This is a genomic window from Kitasatospora sp. NPDC051702 (assembly GCF_040681575.1).
Classification (GTDB): Bacteria; Actinomycetota; Actinomycetes; order Streptomycetales; family Streptomycetaceae; genus Kitasatospora.
Map to the genome: position 1 here is coordinate 65,819 of NZ_JBFAZB010000013.1, position 16,627 is coordinate 82,445.

At 75.5% G+C, this 16,627-nt stretch carries 13 protein-coding genes; 6 read left to right on the forward strand and 7 right to left on the reverse strand.

The genetic code is table 11. The features are described 5' to 3' along the window. Positions 1 to 405: 405 nt before the first annotated feature. From AB0N04_RS14145 to AB0N04_RS14165, 5 genes are all read right to left on the reverse strand, one after another. The gene (locus AB0N04_RS14145) at positions 406 to 1,368 is read right to left on the reverse strand and encodes a Ppx/GppA phosphatase family protein (protein WP_360212764.1); all 963 of its coding nucleotides are present in this window, start codon (positions 1,366 to 1,368) and stop codon (positions 406 to 408) included. 174 nt (positions 1,369 to 1,542) lie between these two features. Next, positions 1,543 to 2,394, reverse strand: a complete 852-nt coding sequence (locus AB0N04_RS14150) for a glycerophosphodiester phosphodiesterase (RefSeq protein ID WP_360212762.1) — start codon at positions 2,392 to 2,394, stop codon at positions 1,543 to 1,545. Between the two features lie 263 nt (positions 2,395 to 2,657). After that, on the reverse strand, positions 2,658 to 3,980 hold the full coding sequence (locus AB0N04_RS14155) for an SUKH-4 family immunity protein (protein WP_360212760.1): 1,323 nt from the start codon (positions 3,978 to 3,980) through the stop codon (positions 2,658 to 2,660). A 939-nt stretch (positions 3,981 to 4,919) separates the two neighbouring features. Further along, positions 4,920 to 7,781: a toxin glutamine deamidase domain-containing protein gene (locus AB0N04_RS14160; RefSeq protein ID WP_360212758.1), complete on the reverse strand. Its 2,862-nt coding sequence runs from the start codon at positions 7,779 to 7,781 to the stop codon at positions 4,920 to 4,922. A 251-nt stretch (positions 7,782 to 8,032) separates the two neighbouring features. Next, the gene (locus AB0N04_RS14165; RefSeq protein ID WP_360212756.1) at positions 8,033 to 8,419 is read right to left on the reverse strand and encodes a hypothetical protein; all 387 of its coding nucleotides are present in this window, start codon (positions 8,417 to 8,419) and stop codon (positions 8,033 to 8,035) included. A gap of 419 nt (positions 8,420 to 8,838) precedes the next feature. On the opposite strand from AB0N04_RS14165, the gene AB0N04_RS14170 reads away from it, so the two are divergent. Beyond that, positions 8,839 to 9,693 carry a hypothetical protein gene (locus tag AB0N04_RS14170; protein WP_360212811.1) on the forward strand — a complete coding sequence of 285 codons (855 nt, stop codon included), beginning with the start codon at positions 8,839 to 8,841 and terminating at the stop codon, positions 9,691 to 9,693. Positions 9,694 to 9,839: 146 nt separating this feature from the next. On the opposite strand, the gene AB0N04_RS14175 is transcribed toward AB0N04_RS14170, so the two are convergent. Next, complete coding sequence (locus AB0N04_RS14175; protein WP_360212754.1) at positions 9,840 to 11,009, reverse strand: NADH-quinone oxidoreductase subunit D; 1,170 nt, start codon at positions 11,007 to 11,009, stop codon at positions 9,840 to 9,842. Next, entirely contained in the window at positions 11,006 to 12,022 is a 1,017-nt protein-coding gene (locus AB0N04_RS14180; protein WP_360212752.1) for an SAM-dependent methyltransferase, read from the reverse strand. Before AB0N04_RS14180 ends, AB0N04_RS14175 begins: the two co-directional genes overlap by 4 nt. Before the next feature lie 129 nt (positions 12,023 to 12,151). Between AB0N04_RS14180 and AB0N04_RS14185 the strand changes: the two genes are divergently transcribed. The 5 genes from AB0N04_RS14185 to panD all read left to right on the forward strand — a co-directional run bounded on the left by AB0N04_RS14185 (position 12,152) and on the right by panD (position 16,618). Beyond that, entirely contained in the window at positions 12,152 to 13,378 is a 1,227-nt protein-coding gene (locus AB0N04_RS14185; RefSeq protein ID WP_360212750.1) for a sensor histidine kinase, read from the forward strand. Positions 13,379 to 13,414: 36 nt separating this feature from the next. Further along, positions 13,415 to 14,104, forward strand: a complete 690-nt coding sequence (locus tag AB0N04_RS14190; protein ID WP_360212748.1) for a response regulator transcription factor — start codon at positions 13,415 to 13,417, stop codon at positions 14,102 to 14,104. Between the two features lie 163 nt (positions 14,105 to 14,267). Continuing rightward, positions 14,268 to 15,218, forward strand: a complete 951-nt coding sequence (locus tag AB0N04_RS14195) for a DUF2520 domain-containing protein (protein ID WP_360212746.1) — start codon at positions 14,268 to 14,270, stop codon at positions 15,216 to 15,218. Beyond that, positions 15,218 to 16,123, forward strand: a complete 906-nt coding sequence (gene panC, locus AB0N04_RS14200) for a pantoate--beta-alanine ligase (RefSeq protein ID WP_360212744.1) — start codon at positions 15,218 to 15,220, stop codon at positions 16,121 to 16,123. The genes AB0N04_RS14195 and panC overlap by 1 nt, the downstream gene beginning before the upstream one ends. Positions 16,124 to 16,168: 45 nt before the next feature. Further along, positions 16,169 to 16,618: an aspartate 1-decarboxylase gene (panD, locus tag AB0N04_RS14205; RefSeq protein ID WP_360212742.1), complete on the forward strand. Its 450-nt coding sequence runs from the start codon at positions 16,169 to 16,171 to the stop codon at positions 16,616 to 16,618. Positions 16,619 to 16,627 lie beyond the last annotated feature (9 nt).

Sequence of the window (16,627 nt, forward strand, 5' to 3'; positions counted from 1 at the left end):
CGGCTCCGGGGCCCTGGTCTCCGGGTCCCCGGGCTCCGTCTCGGGACGCCCGGTCCCGGAGTGCTCGGAGCCGGGTTCCTCCGGGCCGGCGGACCTCGCGGCGGCGGGCTTCCGGACGTCGGGCTTCCGAGGGGAGGGCTTCTCGGCGGAGGACTTTCCGCCGGCGGACTTCGCGGCGGAGGACTTCGCGGCGGAGGACTTCGCGGCGGTGCGCTGAGCCGCCTTCGCGGCCTTGGCGGCCTTCGCCGCGGTGGCGCCCTTGACCGCCTTGCCGAGCCTGCGGCGCGCGCCGTCCGGCCGCCGCTGCCCGTCCCCGGGGGCGCGGTCCTCCGGCGTCCCGTCCTCACCCGCTGGTTGCACCACGGGAGACAGCGTATGCGGACCGCGCTCCGAACGGGACCGTCCTCAGGGGGTGAGCGCCGGGCGGCGGCGGTCGGCGGGGCTGTCCATGGTGTCCAGGCGGCGCAGGATGATGCCCTCGCGCAGCGCCCAGGGACAGACGTCCAGCTCCTCCAGCCCGAAGAGGTCCATGGCGGCGTCGGCGACCAGCGCTCCGGCCAGCAGCTGCTTGGCCCGGCCCTCGGAGACGCCGGGGATCTGCGCCCGCTCGGCGACGGTCATCCCGGCCAGCCGCGGCAGCCAGGCGGACAGCCCGCTGCGGGTGAGCCTGCGGTCCGCGTACGGGCCGGCGTCGGCGGGCGCGGCGCCGGTCATCCGGGCCAGCTGCTTGAAGGTCTTGGAGGTGGCGACGGCGTGCTGGGGAGTGCCGAGTCGGGAGACCTCACCGACGACGGTGCCCATCTCGGCCCGGATGTGGCGTCTCAGCTCGCGCAGCCCGTCCGGGTCCGCCACGTCCCCGGGCAGCCAGCGGGCGGTCAGTCGGCCGGCGCCCAGCGGCAGCGAACAGGCGACGTCGGGCTGCTCGTCCAGGCCGCAGGCGATCTCCAGCGAGCCGCCGCCGATGTCCAGGTTGAGCAGCCGCCCGGACGACCAGCCGAACCAGCGGCGGACGGCCAGGAAGGTCAGCCTGGCCTCGTCCTGCCCGGAGAGCACCCGCAGCTCCACCCCGGTCTCCGCGGCGACCCGGCCCAGCACCTCCTCGCCGTTGGCCGCCTCCCGGACGGCCGAGGTGGCGAACGGCAGGATGTCGACGACGCCCTTGTCCTCGGCGACCCGCAGCGAGGAGGCGACGTGCCCGACCAGCCGCTCGACACCGGCCTCGCTTATCGCGCCGTCGACGTCCAGCAGCTCGGCCAGGCGCAGCTCGGCCTTGTGCGAGTACGCGGGCAGCGGGGCGGCACCCGGATGGGCGTCCACCACGAGGAAGTGGACCGTGTTGGAACCTACGTCGAGTACACCGAGTCGCATAACTCTCCACGCTACGCGATCCGGACCTGGGCGAGACCGGATGTGACCGTATTCGCGCTGGTCCCGGCGGGCACACTGGCGGCGGATCAGTGCCCCCGGGCTCGCCGGGGGCGGATCAGTGCCCCCGGGCTCGCCGGGGGCGGATCAGTGCCCCCCGGCCGCGCCGGTGGTGGATCAGTGGCCGCCGGGCCCGGGCCGCGGCCCGGTGCGGCAGTTGGCGTCCGCCCAGCGCCGGGCCGGGCCCGGGGTGTCGGTGATCAGGCCGTCGGCGTCCCGGGCGGACATCAGCTGCCAGGACTCCTCGTCGTCGAGCGTCCAGACGTACACCTCGCGGCCCGCCCTGCGCTCGGCGGCGATCCGGGCCGCGGTCGCCAGCGAGGTGTCCAGGGCGATGCCCCGTAGCGGCAGGTCACCCGGGTCCTCGGCGATCGCCGAGCCCTGGATCAGCACCACCGGCAGGGCCGGGGCGGCGGCGTGGGCCTGGTGCAGGTGCTCGGCCGAGAAGGAGTAGAGGACCACCTTGGCCCGGCTGGCGGCGGCGATCCGGGCGATCCGGACGACGTCCTCGGCCCGCTGCCACTTGATCTCCATCAGCAGGGTGGCGTTGCTGTCCGAGAGGCGGTCGAGCAGCTCCTCCAGGGTGGGCACCGGCTCGGCGGGGCCCGGCCCGACCGTCACCCGCAGGTCCGCGACCTGGGCGGCGGTCAGGTCGGCGACGGCGCCCTTGCCGTTGGTGGTGCGGTCCACGGTCGGGTCGTGCATCAGCACCGGGACGCCGTCCCGGGTCGTCTGCACGTCGGTCTCCAGCCAGTCGGCACCCTGCTCCAGGGCGGTCTCGAAGGAGGCCATGGTGTTCTCGGGGGCGCTGCGCGGGGCACCGCGGTGACCGATCACCACCGGGGCGTCGCAGGACGGCGTGGCGGCGACGGACCGGGCCTTCAGCGCGGGCGCGGAGGCGCATCCGGCGGCCAGGACCGCGAGGGCGGCGAGGACGGCCGTCTGGGCGGCGCGGGGCGGGGCGGTCACGGCTCGGGGCTCCGGCTCCTGCTCGGTTCGGTCGGGGGGTGGTTCGGCGGGGGTCTGGTCGGCCGGGGTCTGGTTCGGCCGGGGGTCAGCTGGTGGACGTCGCCGCCCGGTCGGAACGCATCTCATACGACTCGACGGCAGATCATCAAACTGATCCGACAACCCGACGATGCCATCCGGTTCCTCTCAGCCTGGGGCCACCTGGCGGCACGCCGACACCGCGGTGCGGTCCACGTCACCCGGACGAGTGGCCGGTGCGCCGCTCACAGCAGTCCGTCCCACAACTGCTCGACGATGACGGCCCACCAGTTCTCCGGATCGTCGAAGACCGTCCCGTCCACCGCCACCAAGGCCCGCTGCAGGGCCTCCACCGCCGGCCCGGCCGTCACCGGGTCCGACCCGCGCAGGGCGGGAAGCCACCCGGCGAACACCGCCAGGCAGCGAACGAAGGACCGCACGTCCGCGTTGCCGTACCGGGCCGTCCCGTCGTCCGGATCGACGGCCCGGACTGCACCGCTCACCACGTCGAGCGTGACCAGCGCCCAGCCGTCCGACCCCAGCACCAGCCGCCCCGCCAGCGCCGCCCGCTCCCGCTCGGCGACCCGGGCGCCCCGACCCGCCGCCGCCAGGTGCGCCGCCAGCGGAGGCAGCACCGCGGCCGGGCGCGAACCGTCCCCGACCGCCGCCGCCCCCGGGTGGTACAGGGTGAAGAAACCCGGCAGCACCGACGGCACACCCACCGTCAGCAACAGGGCCGCCGCCTCCCCGGGCAACTCCGCCCGCGCCACGTCCGCCGGATCGAAGCGCTGCACGCCCGCCGCACCGAACCCCGCGGCCAGCCGGGCCGCCAACGCCGCATCCGACTCCACGGGCGCCGGTTCCTTCTGCACCGACTCCGCGGGCACCGGGAGCGCCGCCCGCGGGAACGGCACCCGGTTCCGCACCGGACCGTCCGGGGGCGCGGGCAACCCCCGCACCGCCGCCGCCCGGTGATCGAACCTCGGACCGTACGGCACCTCGAAGCCCACCCGGACCCGCGGCAGCTCCGCCGCCAGCGCGTGCGCCCAGTAGCCGCCGGGCAGGGCGCCCAGCCGCAGATCGGTGCGCACGGCCAGCACGTCCTCGGCCGGGACGCCCTGCTCGCGCAGCCACCACCAGCCGCGCAGCGCCGGGTGCGGCAGGCCGGCCGCCGAACGCAGGGCCAGCGAACGCACCTCGCCCGCGGCGTCCCGGTAGGTCAGCTCGGCCCGGGCGCCCCGACCGGTCACCGGCGGACGCGCCGGGTCGTACCCGCCGGCGCCCACGAAGTCCCGGTACAGCCCGACCACCTCGTCCACCGGCACGGACGGCCACACCGTGAACCGGCCGCACTCCCGGTCCACCACGGCACACGCCGCCCCGACCTCCTCGGGCGGCCGCCGCTCCCCCGTCCGCGGATCCACCGCGACCTTCGGCGGCTCCGCCCAGACCACCCACCCGAGCTCGAACTCGTGCGCGAGCACCCGCCGCACCGCGGCGGCGCCCTGCGGGAGATCGCCGTTGATCCACCGATGACCCGCCGCCACCGCCTGCGCCCGCGAGATCACGCCGCCACCGCCCCCTCACCTCGACCACGCCGTCGACCCGTGACCCTACGACCCCGCCCATCCCCCCACCACAGCCGCACTCCCCGCCCCGCCCCCGCCGAGCCACTCCCCGCCCACTCCCCCGGCACGGAAAGTCGACCAGACCGACTTCCCACGCAGGCCCACCAGGCGCGGAGCCCACCCCCGGAGGAATATGCAGGCCGGTCTACCTAAGCCCCCACGGCCCCGCCCCACCCGGGCGATGCCCAGTGCAACACCACGCCGGGCCGGCGTGAACGAGGGGCGAATATGACGGTCGGTCTACATACCCCACCCCTCGCCACCACACCGACCCGCGCCCAGGAAGTCGACCTGCCCGACTTCCCACGCAGGACCACAGGGTGGGACCAGCAAGGAATATGACGGTTGGTCTACATATTCACCCCAGCGGCAAGCGCACCAATCCGTACGCAGGAAGTCGACTCCGCCGACTTTCAACTCCACACTCACAGACACCACAGGGCGCGACCACATAGGACGACCGATCTACGTGCGGCAAAGCCGGGACGCAGCCACCCTGCGCAGGAAGTCGACCCGATCGACTTCCTGCGCAGCGCCCCAGGGGGAGCTCGGCGAGGAATATGACGGTCGGTCTACAGATTCCTCCCCGCTACAGCGGCGCCGGGCTGCACACAGGAAGTCGACCGCGCCGACTTCCTGCACGCAGGTCACGCCGGGCGGGCCGAATAGGACGACCGGTCTACATATGGCACGCCTGGGCCAGGGCCGCGCCACTCGGGAAGTCGGCGTGGCCGACTTCCCGCGCGGGCCGCCGGGGCAGCCTTCGGTGGAATATGACGGTCGGTCTACCTATTTGGCTGGGTGGATAGAGGGGGGCGCGCACAGGAAGTCGGATGGGTCGACTTCCTGTGCGGGCGGCGGGCCGCGGGCCGGGGGGCCTCAGGGGGTGGGGGTGAGGTCCAGGGGGTGGCCTTCGGGGGTGAGGGTGATGGCCCAGAGACCGCGGGTGGCGGGGTGGAGGGGGGTGGAGCCCTGGCGGGCGAGCTGGTGGTCGAGATACGTCACGGCGTTCCGGTGGTTGACGGCGTTCCAGGCGTGGGGGCGGCCGTAGTCGTCGAGGGTGAGGAGGAGCGCCTGGGCGCCGTGGCCGGAACGGAGCAGGTCCGCGACGAGGCGGTCGAAGGCCGGCCCGCCGTCCCCGAGGTCGCGGAACGGAGCGCCGAGTTCGCGTTCCGCACGGTCGCGGCCGCCGCGTTCCCCGGCGTCGCCTTCGGCGGGGATGCGGGGGGCCGCGCAGGTGGGCAGGCCGGCGTGGGTCTCGATGGCGGAGAGGGCGATCTCCAGGCTGTTGTTGGCCCGGCCGGGTTCGCGGTACCCGCCGTCGTTGACGGCTTCGGCCCAGCACCCGGCGGCGGGGTCGGGGTGGCGCAGCGGCCGGCCGTCCTCGTCGCGGGGTGTGCGGCGCTCGAGTTCGGCCTGGTGCTGGGGGTCGACCGGGGCCAGCCCGCCCGGCAAGCCGTAGGGGCGGCTGTCGGCGAGGGTGCGGGGCCGGATGGCCGGGTCCTCGGTGTGGCCGGCGCGGCGGGCGCGGAGGGCGAGTCGGAACGCCGTCGCGTGCGCGGTGGCGACCGGCACGACGCCCCAGACCAGCGCGGGGTCGGCGGCGACGGGTGCGACGGAGTCCCGGCGGCGGCCGTCGGGCTGGTGCGGTTCGGGCCGCGCGGGGTTGGGCCCGACGACCGGCGGGGCGGGAACGACCGCCTGCGCGGGCGGGGCCCCCGGGGAGGTGCCCGGGGCGGGCGCGGTGACGGGGTACGGCGCGGTGCCGATGGGAGGGCGGGGAGCGGCGGCCCCCGGGCGGGGTTCGGGTCCGGGCTGCGGACCGCCGGTGGCGGCTGCCGCAGCGGCCGGCGCACCCGTGCCCGGCGCGCCCGTGACCGGTGCCCCGGGCGTCGCGGCCGCACCGGTCGGGCCGGCGCCCGGCCCGCCGACCCCGGCAGCGCTCCCGAACGGTGCCGGAGCGCTCCCGGGGTACCCGCCACCGCCCACGAGCGGGCCCGCCGCGCCGGACGGGGGGCCGTAGGCCGGCGCCGCGAGGTGCCCGGCCACGCCCACCGGACCGACCGCCCCGACCGGTCCGGTCGTCCGGACCGACGGCGGTGTCTCGGGCGACCCCTGGTCGTACGAGGGGGCGGCACCGGCCGGCGGGGCGAGCACGGAGTCGGTCCGTACGGTGACGGGCCCGCCCCCGCCCCCGTTGCCGCCGGTGTGCGCGGGGGCCGGCGCGGGCTGCTGGAGCGGGTAGTCGCCGTCCGACCAGCCGCCCCCGCCACCCCCGGCCACCGGGGCCACACCGGCCCGGGCGGGCGTCGACCAGTCGGCCCCGGCCGATGCACCGCCGTGCCCCGGCCACCCACCGGTGGCATGGGACGCGACGGACGCGACGGACGCGACGACGGGTCCGTCCGGGGAGGGGCCGCCGGTCACGGCGCTGGCCCCGGCGACGGCCGTGTCGGGCCCGAGCGAAGCCGTCAGCACGTCGGGAGCGGCGGCCACCGCCACCCCCACCCCGCCCGCCGTCCTGGGTCCGGTCCGCGGTCCGGTCGTCGGACCGGTCGCGGGGTCGTCCGTCGCGTCCGGGTCCGGGTCGGGAGCGGGGATCAGCGAGGTCGTGAGGACGGCCGGCCCGCCGGGCAGCAGTCCGGCGAGCGGCAGGCCCTGCGGCTCCTGGTCGGACGCCCTGCCGTCCCGGCCGTCCGGACCGGTGAGCAGCGGGCGCCCGTGTTCGTCGAGGCCGACGGCCGGATCGGCCACGCCGACGAGCGGTCTGCCGTCCGGCCCGGTGACGACGAGCAGTCCGGCGGCGTCGGGGAGGGGCGTCCCGTCGGCCCGGAGGATGACCGGTCGGCCGTCCTGGCCGAGGACGGGCTGCCCGGCCCCGTCGAGTTCGACGGTGAGCCCGGGCACGCCGACCAGCGGTTTCCCGTCCCTCCCGGTGAGCAGGACGAGTCCGGTGCCGTCCGCACCGAGCACGCCGGGTTCGCCGAGCGCGGCCGGCAGGCCCGCGGCACGTGCGTCGAAGGCGCCTGCGGCGGCGGTCCGGTAGGAGTAGGAGGCGGCGGTGACCCCGGGCGCGGCGCCGAGCCGGAGCAGCGCGACCGCGGCCGGGTCCTTGAGCGCGGTGGCGAGGGCGTCCTTCATCCCGCGGCCGAGCTCGTCGAGCAGCCCGCCGATCTTGAGGCCTGCGGTTTCGACGGCCAGCGTCGTCTTCGCGTCGGCGAGCTGCCGCCCCGCGGTGTCCCGCACGGCTGCGGTGGCAGCGGCGACGGTCCGGCGCAGCCCGCCGAAGATCCCGTCGGCACCGCCCCCGGCCGGGGCCGCGGACGCCGGGGCGGCCGGCGCCGGGGCGGCGGCGGCCTGCTGTTCGGCCTGCCTGAGCTCGGCGGCGAGTTCCCGGAGGGTGGCGACGATCTCGGCCTTGCAGCCGTCGACGGCCCGGGCGGCCTGGTCGAAGGCCCCGGCGACCAGCCCGACGGCGGCGTGGGCGTCGTCCAGGTGCCCCTTCCCCCCGCCGGTGAACGCCTGCCAGTACGCGCCGAAGGCGTCGACCGCGTGGCCGGAGTTCTCGCTGGTGACGCGTCGGGCGGACTCGCCACCGCGACGGGTGAGGCGGTCCGCCTCGACGGCGAACTCCCGCCAGAGCCCGGCCGCCCGGCGCAGCCCGTCCTCGTCGGCCTGTGGCCACTGATGGCCGGTCCTGGCCAGGACCGGGGCCAGTTCCTCGGGCAGCTTCCGGGCCACGCGCTTCCCCCTTCAAGACCTTCGAGACCTACGAGACCTACGAGCCTTACGAGACCCACAAGCCCTACGAGACCCACAAGCCCTACGAGACTCACGAGCCCTACGGGCCCAAAGAGGCCCGCGTGCCGCGAACCGCCCGCCGCACGCCGCACGCCGCACCCGCACGCCGCACACGGAGCGCGGCGGACGCCCGAGCACCGGCACCCCACCCCCCTGGCTCACGACCCACCGGGCCCGGGGAGCGCCGGCCGTCAGGCCGACACGTCCTTGGGGACGACCGCCGCCGACCCCGGGGTTGCCGCCGCCCCCAGGGGCCCGAAGCCCGCCGCCGCCGAGGTGTCGGTGTCCGCGGTGCGGTCGGCCATGGTGTGGAGCCCTGCACCGACCTGCCCCAGCCGCCCGGCCAGCCCTCGCAGTCCACCGGCGAGTTCGCCGCGCGCCGGCCCGTAGACGGTGGCGAAGCCGCTGCCCGGCCGATCCGTGCCCCATGGTGCGCCGAGGGCGGCGAGGTCGCGCTCCAGAGCGCCGACGGCCTTCGCCAAGTCGCGCCCGATCCGCTCGAACTCCCGTGCCTCGCCCCGCAGTTCCCACGGCTTGAGGACGAAATCCCCGCTGCCGGTGACCCCGTCGTCTGGCATCCCCGTACCTCCCCGTCGCGGATTGGCCGCCATCCTAGGGCTTGTTCCGGACGGTCGGGCGCAGGGCGTTTCTCCGGTACCCGGGGGGCGCTGTGGGCTGGGCCGGTGCGGGTGGAGCCGTTCACGCGTCCGCGGGTGCGGCAGTGCGAGGGCCTGGTGCGGGCCTCCAGTCGTGATCACCGGCCCTCGGCGAACCTGCAGGTCGTCATCGACGCCGACGCCCGGCCGCCGCCGCCCCGGCCGCCACCCCCCGGCCTCCTCGGGCACCCTCGGCACCCCGGCGCCCGGCCGAGGCGCCGCGAAGCCCCCCGGTGGCGGGCGGTCCGCCGGCCCCGCGAAGGCTCTACCCTTGCCGGGTGGCACCAGCAGAAACGTCCAAGAAGAAGTCCAAGGCCTCCTCCGCGCCGGTCGACCTCGCGATGCCGACCCTGCGCCGCGAGACCCCGCACGGCGGTGAGACCCCGCTCGGCGGGATCCCGCGCGACGAGGTCCCGCTCGACTTCCCCCGCGCCTGGGTCGAGTTCGCCGACCCCGACGACGAGGAGCAGGTCTTCCGCTGCGACCTCACCTGGCTGACCTCCCGCTGGTCGTGCGTCTTCGGCCAGGGCTGCCACGGCATCCGCGAGGGCCGCGGCGAGTCGGACGGCTGCTGCACGCTGGGCGCGCACTACTCGGACGAGGACGACGAGAAGCGCGTCCTCGGGCACGCGGCGCGGCTGACGCCCGAGCTGTGGGAGAACTTCGCGCACGGCACCGACGCCAAGGGGCGGATCAAGTCCGACGGCGGCGTCACCATGCTGGACGAGGACGGCGACCGGCAGACCCGCCGGGTGGGCGGCGCCTGCATCTTCGTGAACAGCCCCGGTTTCGCGGGCGGCGCGGGCTGCGCCCTGCACGCGCTGGCGCTCAAGGAGGGCCGGGAGCCGCTGGAGACCAAGCCGGACGTCTGCTGGCAGCTCCCGGTCCGGCGCACCTACGACTGGATCGACCGCCCGGACGACACCCGCTACCTGCAGGTGTCGATCGGCGAGTACGACCGCCGCGGCTGGGGCCCGGGCGGCCACGACCTGCACTGGTGGTGCACCGGCGCCCCGGCCGCGCACCAGGGCGCGGACCCGGTGTACGTCAGCTACCGCCCCGAGCTGACCGAGCTGATGGGCAAGGCGGCCTACGAGGTGCTGGCCGGCCTGTGCGCGGAGCGGATCGCCACCAAGGGCGACCGCAAGGTGGCCCCGCACCCGGCGGACCCGGTGAAGAAGCCCAAGAAGGCCTGACCTGCCGCAAGAGCCGGGAGACGCAGGCCCGGCGCACGACCCGGGAGACGCAGGCCCGCGGCAGGGACCGGGCCACCGGCCCGCCCCCGGGGCGCCCGCCCGACGGCGCCCACCCCCCAGGGGCGCCCACCCCGCGCGCCGCCCGCCTACTTGTCGATGTCCCCGACCACGAAGAACATCGACCCGAGGATCGCCACCATGTCCGCGACCAGCGTCCCCGGCAGCAGCTCGGTCAGCGCCTGGACGTTGTTGAACGACGCCGAGCGCAGCTTGAGCCGCCACGGCGTCTTGTCGCCGCGCGAGACCAGGTAGTACCCGTTGATCCCGAGCGGGTTCTCGGTCCACGCGTAGGTGCTGCCCTCGGGGGCCTTGAGGACCTTGGGCAGCCGCTGGTTGACGGGCCCGGGCGGCAGGGTCGCGAGCTTGTCGAGGCAGGCGTCGGCGAGGTCGAGGGAGTTGACGGTCTGCTCCAGCAGGCACTCGAAGCGGGCCAGGCAGTCGCCCTCCTCGCGGGTGACGACGGTGAGCACCTGCCGCAGTTCGTCGGAGCCGTACGCGAGGTAGGGCTCGTCGCGGCGCAGGTCGAGGTCGAGGCCGCTGGCCCGGGCGATGGGGCCGCTGACGCCGTACGCCTCGGCCTGGGCCCTGGTGAGGACGCCGACGCCGGCGGTGCGGGCGCGGAAGATCTCGTTGCCGAGGACGAGTTCCTCGAAGACCGGCAGCTGGGAGCGGACCACGGCGACGGCGGTGCGGACGCGGCCGAGCCAGCCGGCCGGGAGGTCCTCCTTGAGGCCGCCGACCCGGTTGAACATGTAGTGCATGCGGCCGCCGGAGGCCTCCTCCAGGACGTGCTGGAGGTCCTCGCGGCCGGTGAAGGCGTGGAAGATCGGGGTGATCCCGCCGAGTTCGAGCGGGTAGGAGCCGAGGAACATCAGGTGGTTGAGCACCCGGTTGAGCTCGGCGAGCAGGGTGCGGATCCACACCGCCCGCTCGGGGACCTCCATGCCGAGCATCCGCTCGACGCCGAGGACGACGCCGAGTTCGTTGGCGAAGGCGGAGAGCCAGTCGTGCCGGTTGGCCAGCATGATGATCTGGCGGTAGTCGCGGGCCTCGAAGAGCTTCTCCGCGCCGCGGTGCATGTAGCCGATCACCGGCTCCGCGGTGACGATGCGCTCGCCGTCGAGCACCAGCCGCAGTCGCAGCACGCCGTGCGTGGCAGGGTGCTGCGGGCCGATGTTGAGCACCATGTCGGTGGTGCCCGCCTCGCCGGTGAAGTTCTCGGCTCCCGCCCCGATGCCGACCGTGGTCTCCCTCATGGGGTCAGAGTCTGCCATCCCGGCAGGGGGCGCAGGCTCTCCGGTACCGGCATGCGGACCGTCTGGGCCAGCCAGCCGAAGGCGCCGAGCCCGGCCGGGTCGGTCAGTTCGGCGCCCTCACCTGCGCCGCTGAGCGCCCGCAGGTACCCGACGGGGTCGCTGGAGGCGAGGGCGAGTGCCGGTCGGGCGCCGCTGACGCCGAGGGCCCGGAGGGCGTCGCGCTGCGTCGTCCACAGGCTGTGGAGGCCGGGGGCGGCGGCGGAGTCGAGGGCGACGTGCGCGGTGACGTCGCAGGAGCCGTCCGGGACGGGGGCCACCTCGCGGCCGCCGCGGAAGCCGGTGAGGGTGCCGAAGGGGGGCCGCCGCCCAGCGGTGTGGGCGTAGTCGACGGCGACGGCCAGGCCGCGGTCGAGTCCGGCGACGGCGTGCGCCCAGGCGGCGTCGCGGGGGCCGCCGAACTCGACGCGGTCCCCCGGCTGCCGGGCGGGCCACCAGCGCCCGGCCCAGGCGGCGTCGGCCGCCGAGACGGGCTCGCCGGGCCGTTCCTCGCCGGTGGCGGTGTCCACCTCGCGGTAGCGCAGCACCCCGTCCTCGTCGACCTCGCCGGCGTCCAGCGGCACGTTGTCCAGCCACTCGTTGGCGAACAGCAGCCCGGTGCGGCCGCGCGGCACGGCGTCCGTCCAGCGGACCGCGTCCGGCAGCCCGGCCGGGCGGTCCGCGAGCTCCACACCGTACGGGCGCAGCCGCGCGAGCACCTCGCCGGGCAGTTCGGCCAGCACGCCGGCGAGCAGTTCGCCGCGTCCGGCCCCGACGTCGACCAGGGCCAGCTCCTCCGGACGACCGAGGGCCTCGTCAACCTCCAGCAGCAGCCGTGCCACCGCGCGGGCGAACAGTTCCGAGGCGTGCACCGAGGTGCGGAAGTGCCCGGCGGGGCCCTCCGGCCTGCGGTAGAAGCCGCCGTCCGGGTCGTACAGGGCCTGTTCCATGGCGGGCGCCCACCGCATCCAAGTCATGGGCCGGGACGCTACCCGGCCGCCGGGCACCCCTGCCCATCGGCACCCGTGCGTCTCCGACCTACGGAGTAGGACGGATCGCCCTACCGGCGGACCTGGGCACACCGCGTGACTGCCTACGCTGGAGACGTGCATCGACTCAACGCCTGGCTCCGCCGTCACCCCATGGTGGTCGACGCCGCCTGGGCTGCGGTCGTGCTGTTCTTCGGCCTGCTGCCGAACGACAACTTCCCCGACGGCTGGCGCTTCGACGCGCAGATCCTGGTCGCGGTGCTGCTGCCCGCGCTGATGGTCTTCCGCCGGCGCTTCCCCGACGTGACGGTGGCGGCCGCCGCCGGCCTCGGTCTCGGCCAGGTGGCCGCCGACGTCGATCCGGCCGCCTCCTCGATCGCCTACCTGGTGTTCGCCTACACCGGCGCCGCCTTCGGCCAGAAGTGGACGTCCCGGCTGGCGCTGGCCGCCGGTGTCGCCAGCGGTCCGCTGGTGTTCTGGCAGCTGCACCCGATGAAGACGGAGCTGGACCACGCCGGCGACGCGGTCACCCGGGAGTACTCCCCCGGCCAGGCCCTGCTGATCATGCTGCTGATGAGCACGCCGTTCATCCTCTGCTGGGCCTGGGGCCGGCTGACCCGGGTGCGCCGCGCCTACCTGACCGAGCTGGAGGACCGCGCGGCCCGGCTGGAGCGCGAGCGGGACGCCCAGGCCAAGGTGGCGGTCGCCGCCGAGCGCGCCCGGATCGCCCGCGAGCTGCACGACGTGGTCGCCCACAACGTCTCGGTGATGATCGTGCAGGCCGACGGCGCCGCGTACGTGCTCGACAACTCCCCGCAGCAGGCCAAGGAGGCGCTCGGCACCATCGCGTCCACCGGCCGGCAGGCGCTGGTCGAGATGCGCCGGCTGCTGGGCGTGCTGCGGACCGCGGACACCGCCGAGGAGTACGTGCCGCAGCCCGGGGTCGAGGAGCTGCCGGAGCTGCTGGAGCAGGTCCGCACGGCGGGGCTGCAGGTGGACTACGCGACCTCCGGTCACCCCCGCGAGCTGCCGCGCGGCGTCGAGCTGACGGTCTACCGGATCGTCCAGGAGGCGCTGACCAACGTCCGCAAGCACGGCGGCCCGGACGTGCACGCCCGGGTCGCGGTCGACTTCGGCGAGCGGGAGCTCGCCGTCCTGGTCGAGGACGACGGCCGCGGCAGCACCGACGAGCAGCTCACCGCCGGCGGCACCGACGGCCTCGGCCACGGCCTGATCGGCATGCGCGAACGGGTCGGCATGGTCAGCGGCCGCCTCGACGTGGGCCCCCGCCCCGGCGGCGGCTTCCGGATCCGCGCCGTCCTCCCCCTGAAGGCGGCACACTGAGTCCCCCGTCGCCCCGACGCCCCCGAAGGAGCCACCTTGACCATCCGCGTGATGCTCGTCGACGACCAGGAGCTGTTGCGCACCGGCTTCCGGATGATCCTGCAGTCGCAGGGCGACATCGAGATCGCCGCCGAGGCCGGTGACGGCGCCCAGGCCCTCGAACGGCTGCGGCACACGCAGGTGGACGTGATCCTGATGGACGTCCGGATGCCGCGCCTGGACGGTGTGCAGACCACCCGCCGGATCTGCCTCGCCGAGGACGGGAGCCCGCTGCCGGACGCCCCGCACGTGCTCATCCTGACCACCTTCGACCTGGACGAGTACGCCTTCGCCGCGCTCAAGGCCGGCGCCAGCGGCTTCCTGCTGAAGGACGTCCCGCCGACCGAGCTGGTGGCCGCGATCCGCGCGGTGCACGGCGGGGACGCGGTGGTCGCCCCGACCACCACCCGCCGCATGATCGACCGCTTCGCCGAGGTGCTGCCCACCCCGCAGAGCTCGCCCGGCTCGGACGTGCTGGGGCCGCTGACCGAGCGCGAGCGGGAGGTGTTCCTGCTGGTCGCGCAGGGCCTGTCGAACGGCGAGATCGCCGCCCGGCTGGTGCTCTCCGAGGCGACGGTGAAGACCCACGTCGGCCGGATCCTGGCCAAGCTCGGCCTGCGCGACCGGGTCCAGGCCGTGGTGCTCGCGTACGAGGCGGGGCTGATCCGGGCCGGCGCAGCCGACTGAGACCCCGCCGCCCGCCCGTAGAATGGGCCGGTGCGTCCGGTACCCGAAGAGGACCGGAACGATCAGTCGAGGAACCAGGGCAGGCTGTGGGCGAGCGGAGCGAGCCCGCTGTGGACGAAGTGCGCGTCGGCGGATGCCCCGGCCGAGCGCAGCGAGGTGGCGCATGAACGGGTCGGACGACTTCGCCGGGTTCGCCCCGCTCGCCGACGGCTTCGGCGATCCGGCCGATCCGGGCAACCGCCCGGCCCGCCTCGCCGTCGGCGTGGTCGGCACCGGGCGGGTGGGACCGGCCCTGGGCGCCGCCCTGCAGCTGGCCGGGCACACCGTGGTCGCCGCCTCGGGGGTGTCCGCCACCTCGCGGCGCCGCGCGGAGGCGCTGCTGCCGGGGGTGCGGGTGGTCACCCCGCCGCAGGTGCTGGCCGCGGCGGACCTGGTGCTGCTGACCGTCCCGGACGACGCGCTGGCCGACCTGGTGGCCGGCCTGGCCGCCACCGGTGCCGTCCGCCCCGGGCAGCTGGTGGTGCACACCTCCGGCGCGCACGGCGTGGGCATCCTGGAGCCCGCCACCCGGGCCGGGGCGCTGCCGCTCGCGCTGCACCCCGCGATGACCTTCACCGGCACCTCCGTCGACCTGGACCGGCTGGCCGGCTGCCCGTTCGGGGTCACCGCCCCCGAGGAGCTGCGGCCGGTCGCCGAGGCACTGGTGGTCGAGATGGGCGGCGAGCCCGAGTGGGTGCCCGAGCAGGTCCGCCCGCTCTACCACACGGCCCTCGCCCACGGCGCGAACCACCTGGTCACACTGGTCTCGCAGGCGATGGAGCTGCTGCGCACCGCCGGCGTCGCCGAGCCCGGCCGGCTGCTCGGCCCGCTGCTGGGCGCCGCCCTGGACAACAGCCTGCGCTCCGGCGACGCGGCCCTCACCGGCCCGGTCGCGCGGGGCGACGCGGGCACCGTGCGGCGCCACCTGGCGCAGCTCAGTACGGTGTCCCCGGACATCCCGGCGGCCTACCGGGCGATGGCCCGGGCCACCGCCCAGCGGGCGCTCGCCCACGGGACGATCGACGAGGCGTCGGCGACGGCGCTGCTGGACGTACTGAACGAGGAGAAGCACTGATGGCACGCGGCAAGCAGCCCGGCAGGTCCCAGCGGGAGCCGAAGGTCCACCGGGCCGTCGTCACGCACACCGTGGACGACTTCGAGGCCGCGTTCTGGCCGGACGAGCAGCCGGTCGACAACGCCGTCGTGATGACCATGGGCGCGCTGCACGAGGGGCACGCCGCCCTGGTCCGGGCCGCCCGCAAGCAGGTCGGCCGGGAGGGCCGGGTCGCGGTGACGGTCTTCGTCAACCCGCTGCAGTTCGGCGCCGGCGAGGACCTGGAGCGCTACCCGCGCACCCTGGAGGCGGACGTGCGGCTGGCCGAGGAGAACGGCGCCGACGTGGTGTTCGCGCCCTCCGTCGACGAGGTGTACCCGAACGGCGAGCCGCAGGTGCGCCTGACGGCCGGCCCGATGGGCGAGCGCTACGAGGGCGCCACCCGCCCGGGCCACTTCGACGGGGTGCTGACCGTCGTCGCCAAGCTGCTGCACATCACCGACCCGGACTTCGCGTTCTTCGGCGAGAAGGACGCCCAGCAGCTCGCGGTCATCCAGCGGATGGTCGCCGACCTGGACTTCGACGTCGAGGTCGTCGGCGTGCCGACCGCCCGCGCCGAGGACGGCCTGGCGCTGTCCTCGCGCAACCGCTACCTCTCGGAGGAGGAGCGCACCCGCGCCCTGGCGCTCTCCGGGGCGCTGTTCGCCGGCCGCGACGTGGCCGCGCAGGGCCCGAAGGCCGTCCGCGAGGCCGCCTCCGCCGTCCTGGACGGCGCGGAGGGTGTCACCCTTGACTACCTCGCCCTGATCGACCCGCACGACTTCACCGAGGCGGCGGACGACTTCCAGGGCGAGGCGGTGCTGGCCGTCGCCGCGAAGGTGGGCTCGACCCGCCTGATCGACAACGTCCGCATCATCGTCCGGTAAGCAGCAGTACCCCCTCAGGCATGCACTCACAGGAGGCGTGACCCCATGCTCCGCACCATGCTCAAGTCCAAGATCCACCGGGCCACCGTGACCCAGGCCGACCTGCACTACGTCGGCTCGGTCACGGTGGACGAGGACCTGCTCGACGCCGCCGACCTGCTCCCCGGCGAGCTGGTCCACATCGTCGACATCGACAACGGCGCCCGGCTGGAGACGTACACCATCGCCGGCCCGCGCGGCACCGGCGTGATCGGCATCAACGGCGCCGCCGCCCGCCTGGTCCACCCCGGCGACCTGGTCATACTCATCGCCTACGGGCAGATGGACACGGCCGAGGCCAAGGGCTACGAGCCGAAGATCGTCTTCGTGGACGAGCGGAACCGGATCACCGGCCTGGGCGGCGACCCGGCCGAGACCCCGGAGGGCAGCGGACTGCTCCGCGGCGACCGGGCGTACGGTGACGGCAACGGCGCGGCCCCGACCGCCGCGCGCTGAAGGAGCCAC

Coding starts and splice junctions, on each gene's coding strand:
- AB0N04_RS14145 (WP_360212764.1), bottom strand. CDS start 1,368: ATGCGACTCGGTGTACTCGACGTAGGTTCCAACACGGTCCACTTCCTC.
- AB0N04_RS14165 (WP_360212756.1), bottom strand. CDS start 8,419: ATGCCAGACGACGGGGTCACCGGCAGCGGGGATTTCGTCCTCAAGCCG.
- AB0N04_RS14170 (WP_360212811.1), top strand. CDS start 8,839: ATGCCGACCCTGCGCCGCGAGACCCCGCACGGCGGTGAGACCCCGCTC.
- AB0N04_RS14175 (WP_360212754.1), bottom strand. CDS start 11,009: ATGAGGGAGACCACGGTCGGCATCGGGGCGGGAGCCGAGAACTTCACC.
- AB0N04_RS14180 (WP_360212752.1), bottom strand. CDS start 12,022: ATGACTTGGATGCGGTGGGCGCCCGCCATGGAACAGGCCCTGTACGAC.
- AB0N04_RS14195 (WP_360212746.1), top strand. CDS start 14,268: ATGAACGGGTCGGACGACTTCGCCGGGTTCGCCCCGCTCGCCGACGGC.
- panC (WP_360212744.1), top strand. CDS start 15,218: ATGGCACGCGGCAAGCAGCCCGGCAGGTCCCAGCGGGAGCCGAAGGTC.
- panD (WP_360212742.1), top strand. CDS start 16,169: ATGCTCCGCACCATGCTCAAGTCCAAGATCCACCGGGCCACCGTGACC.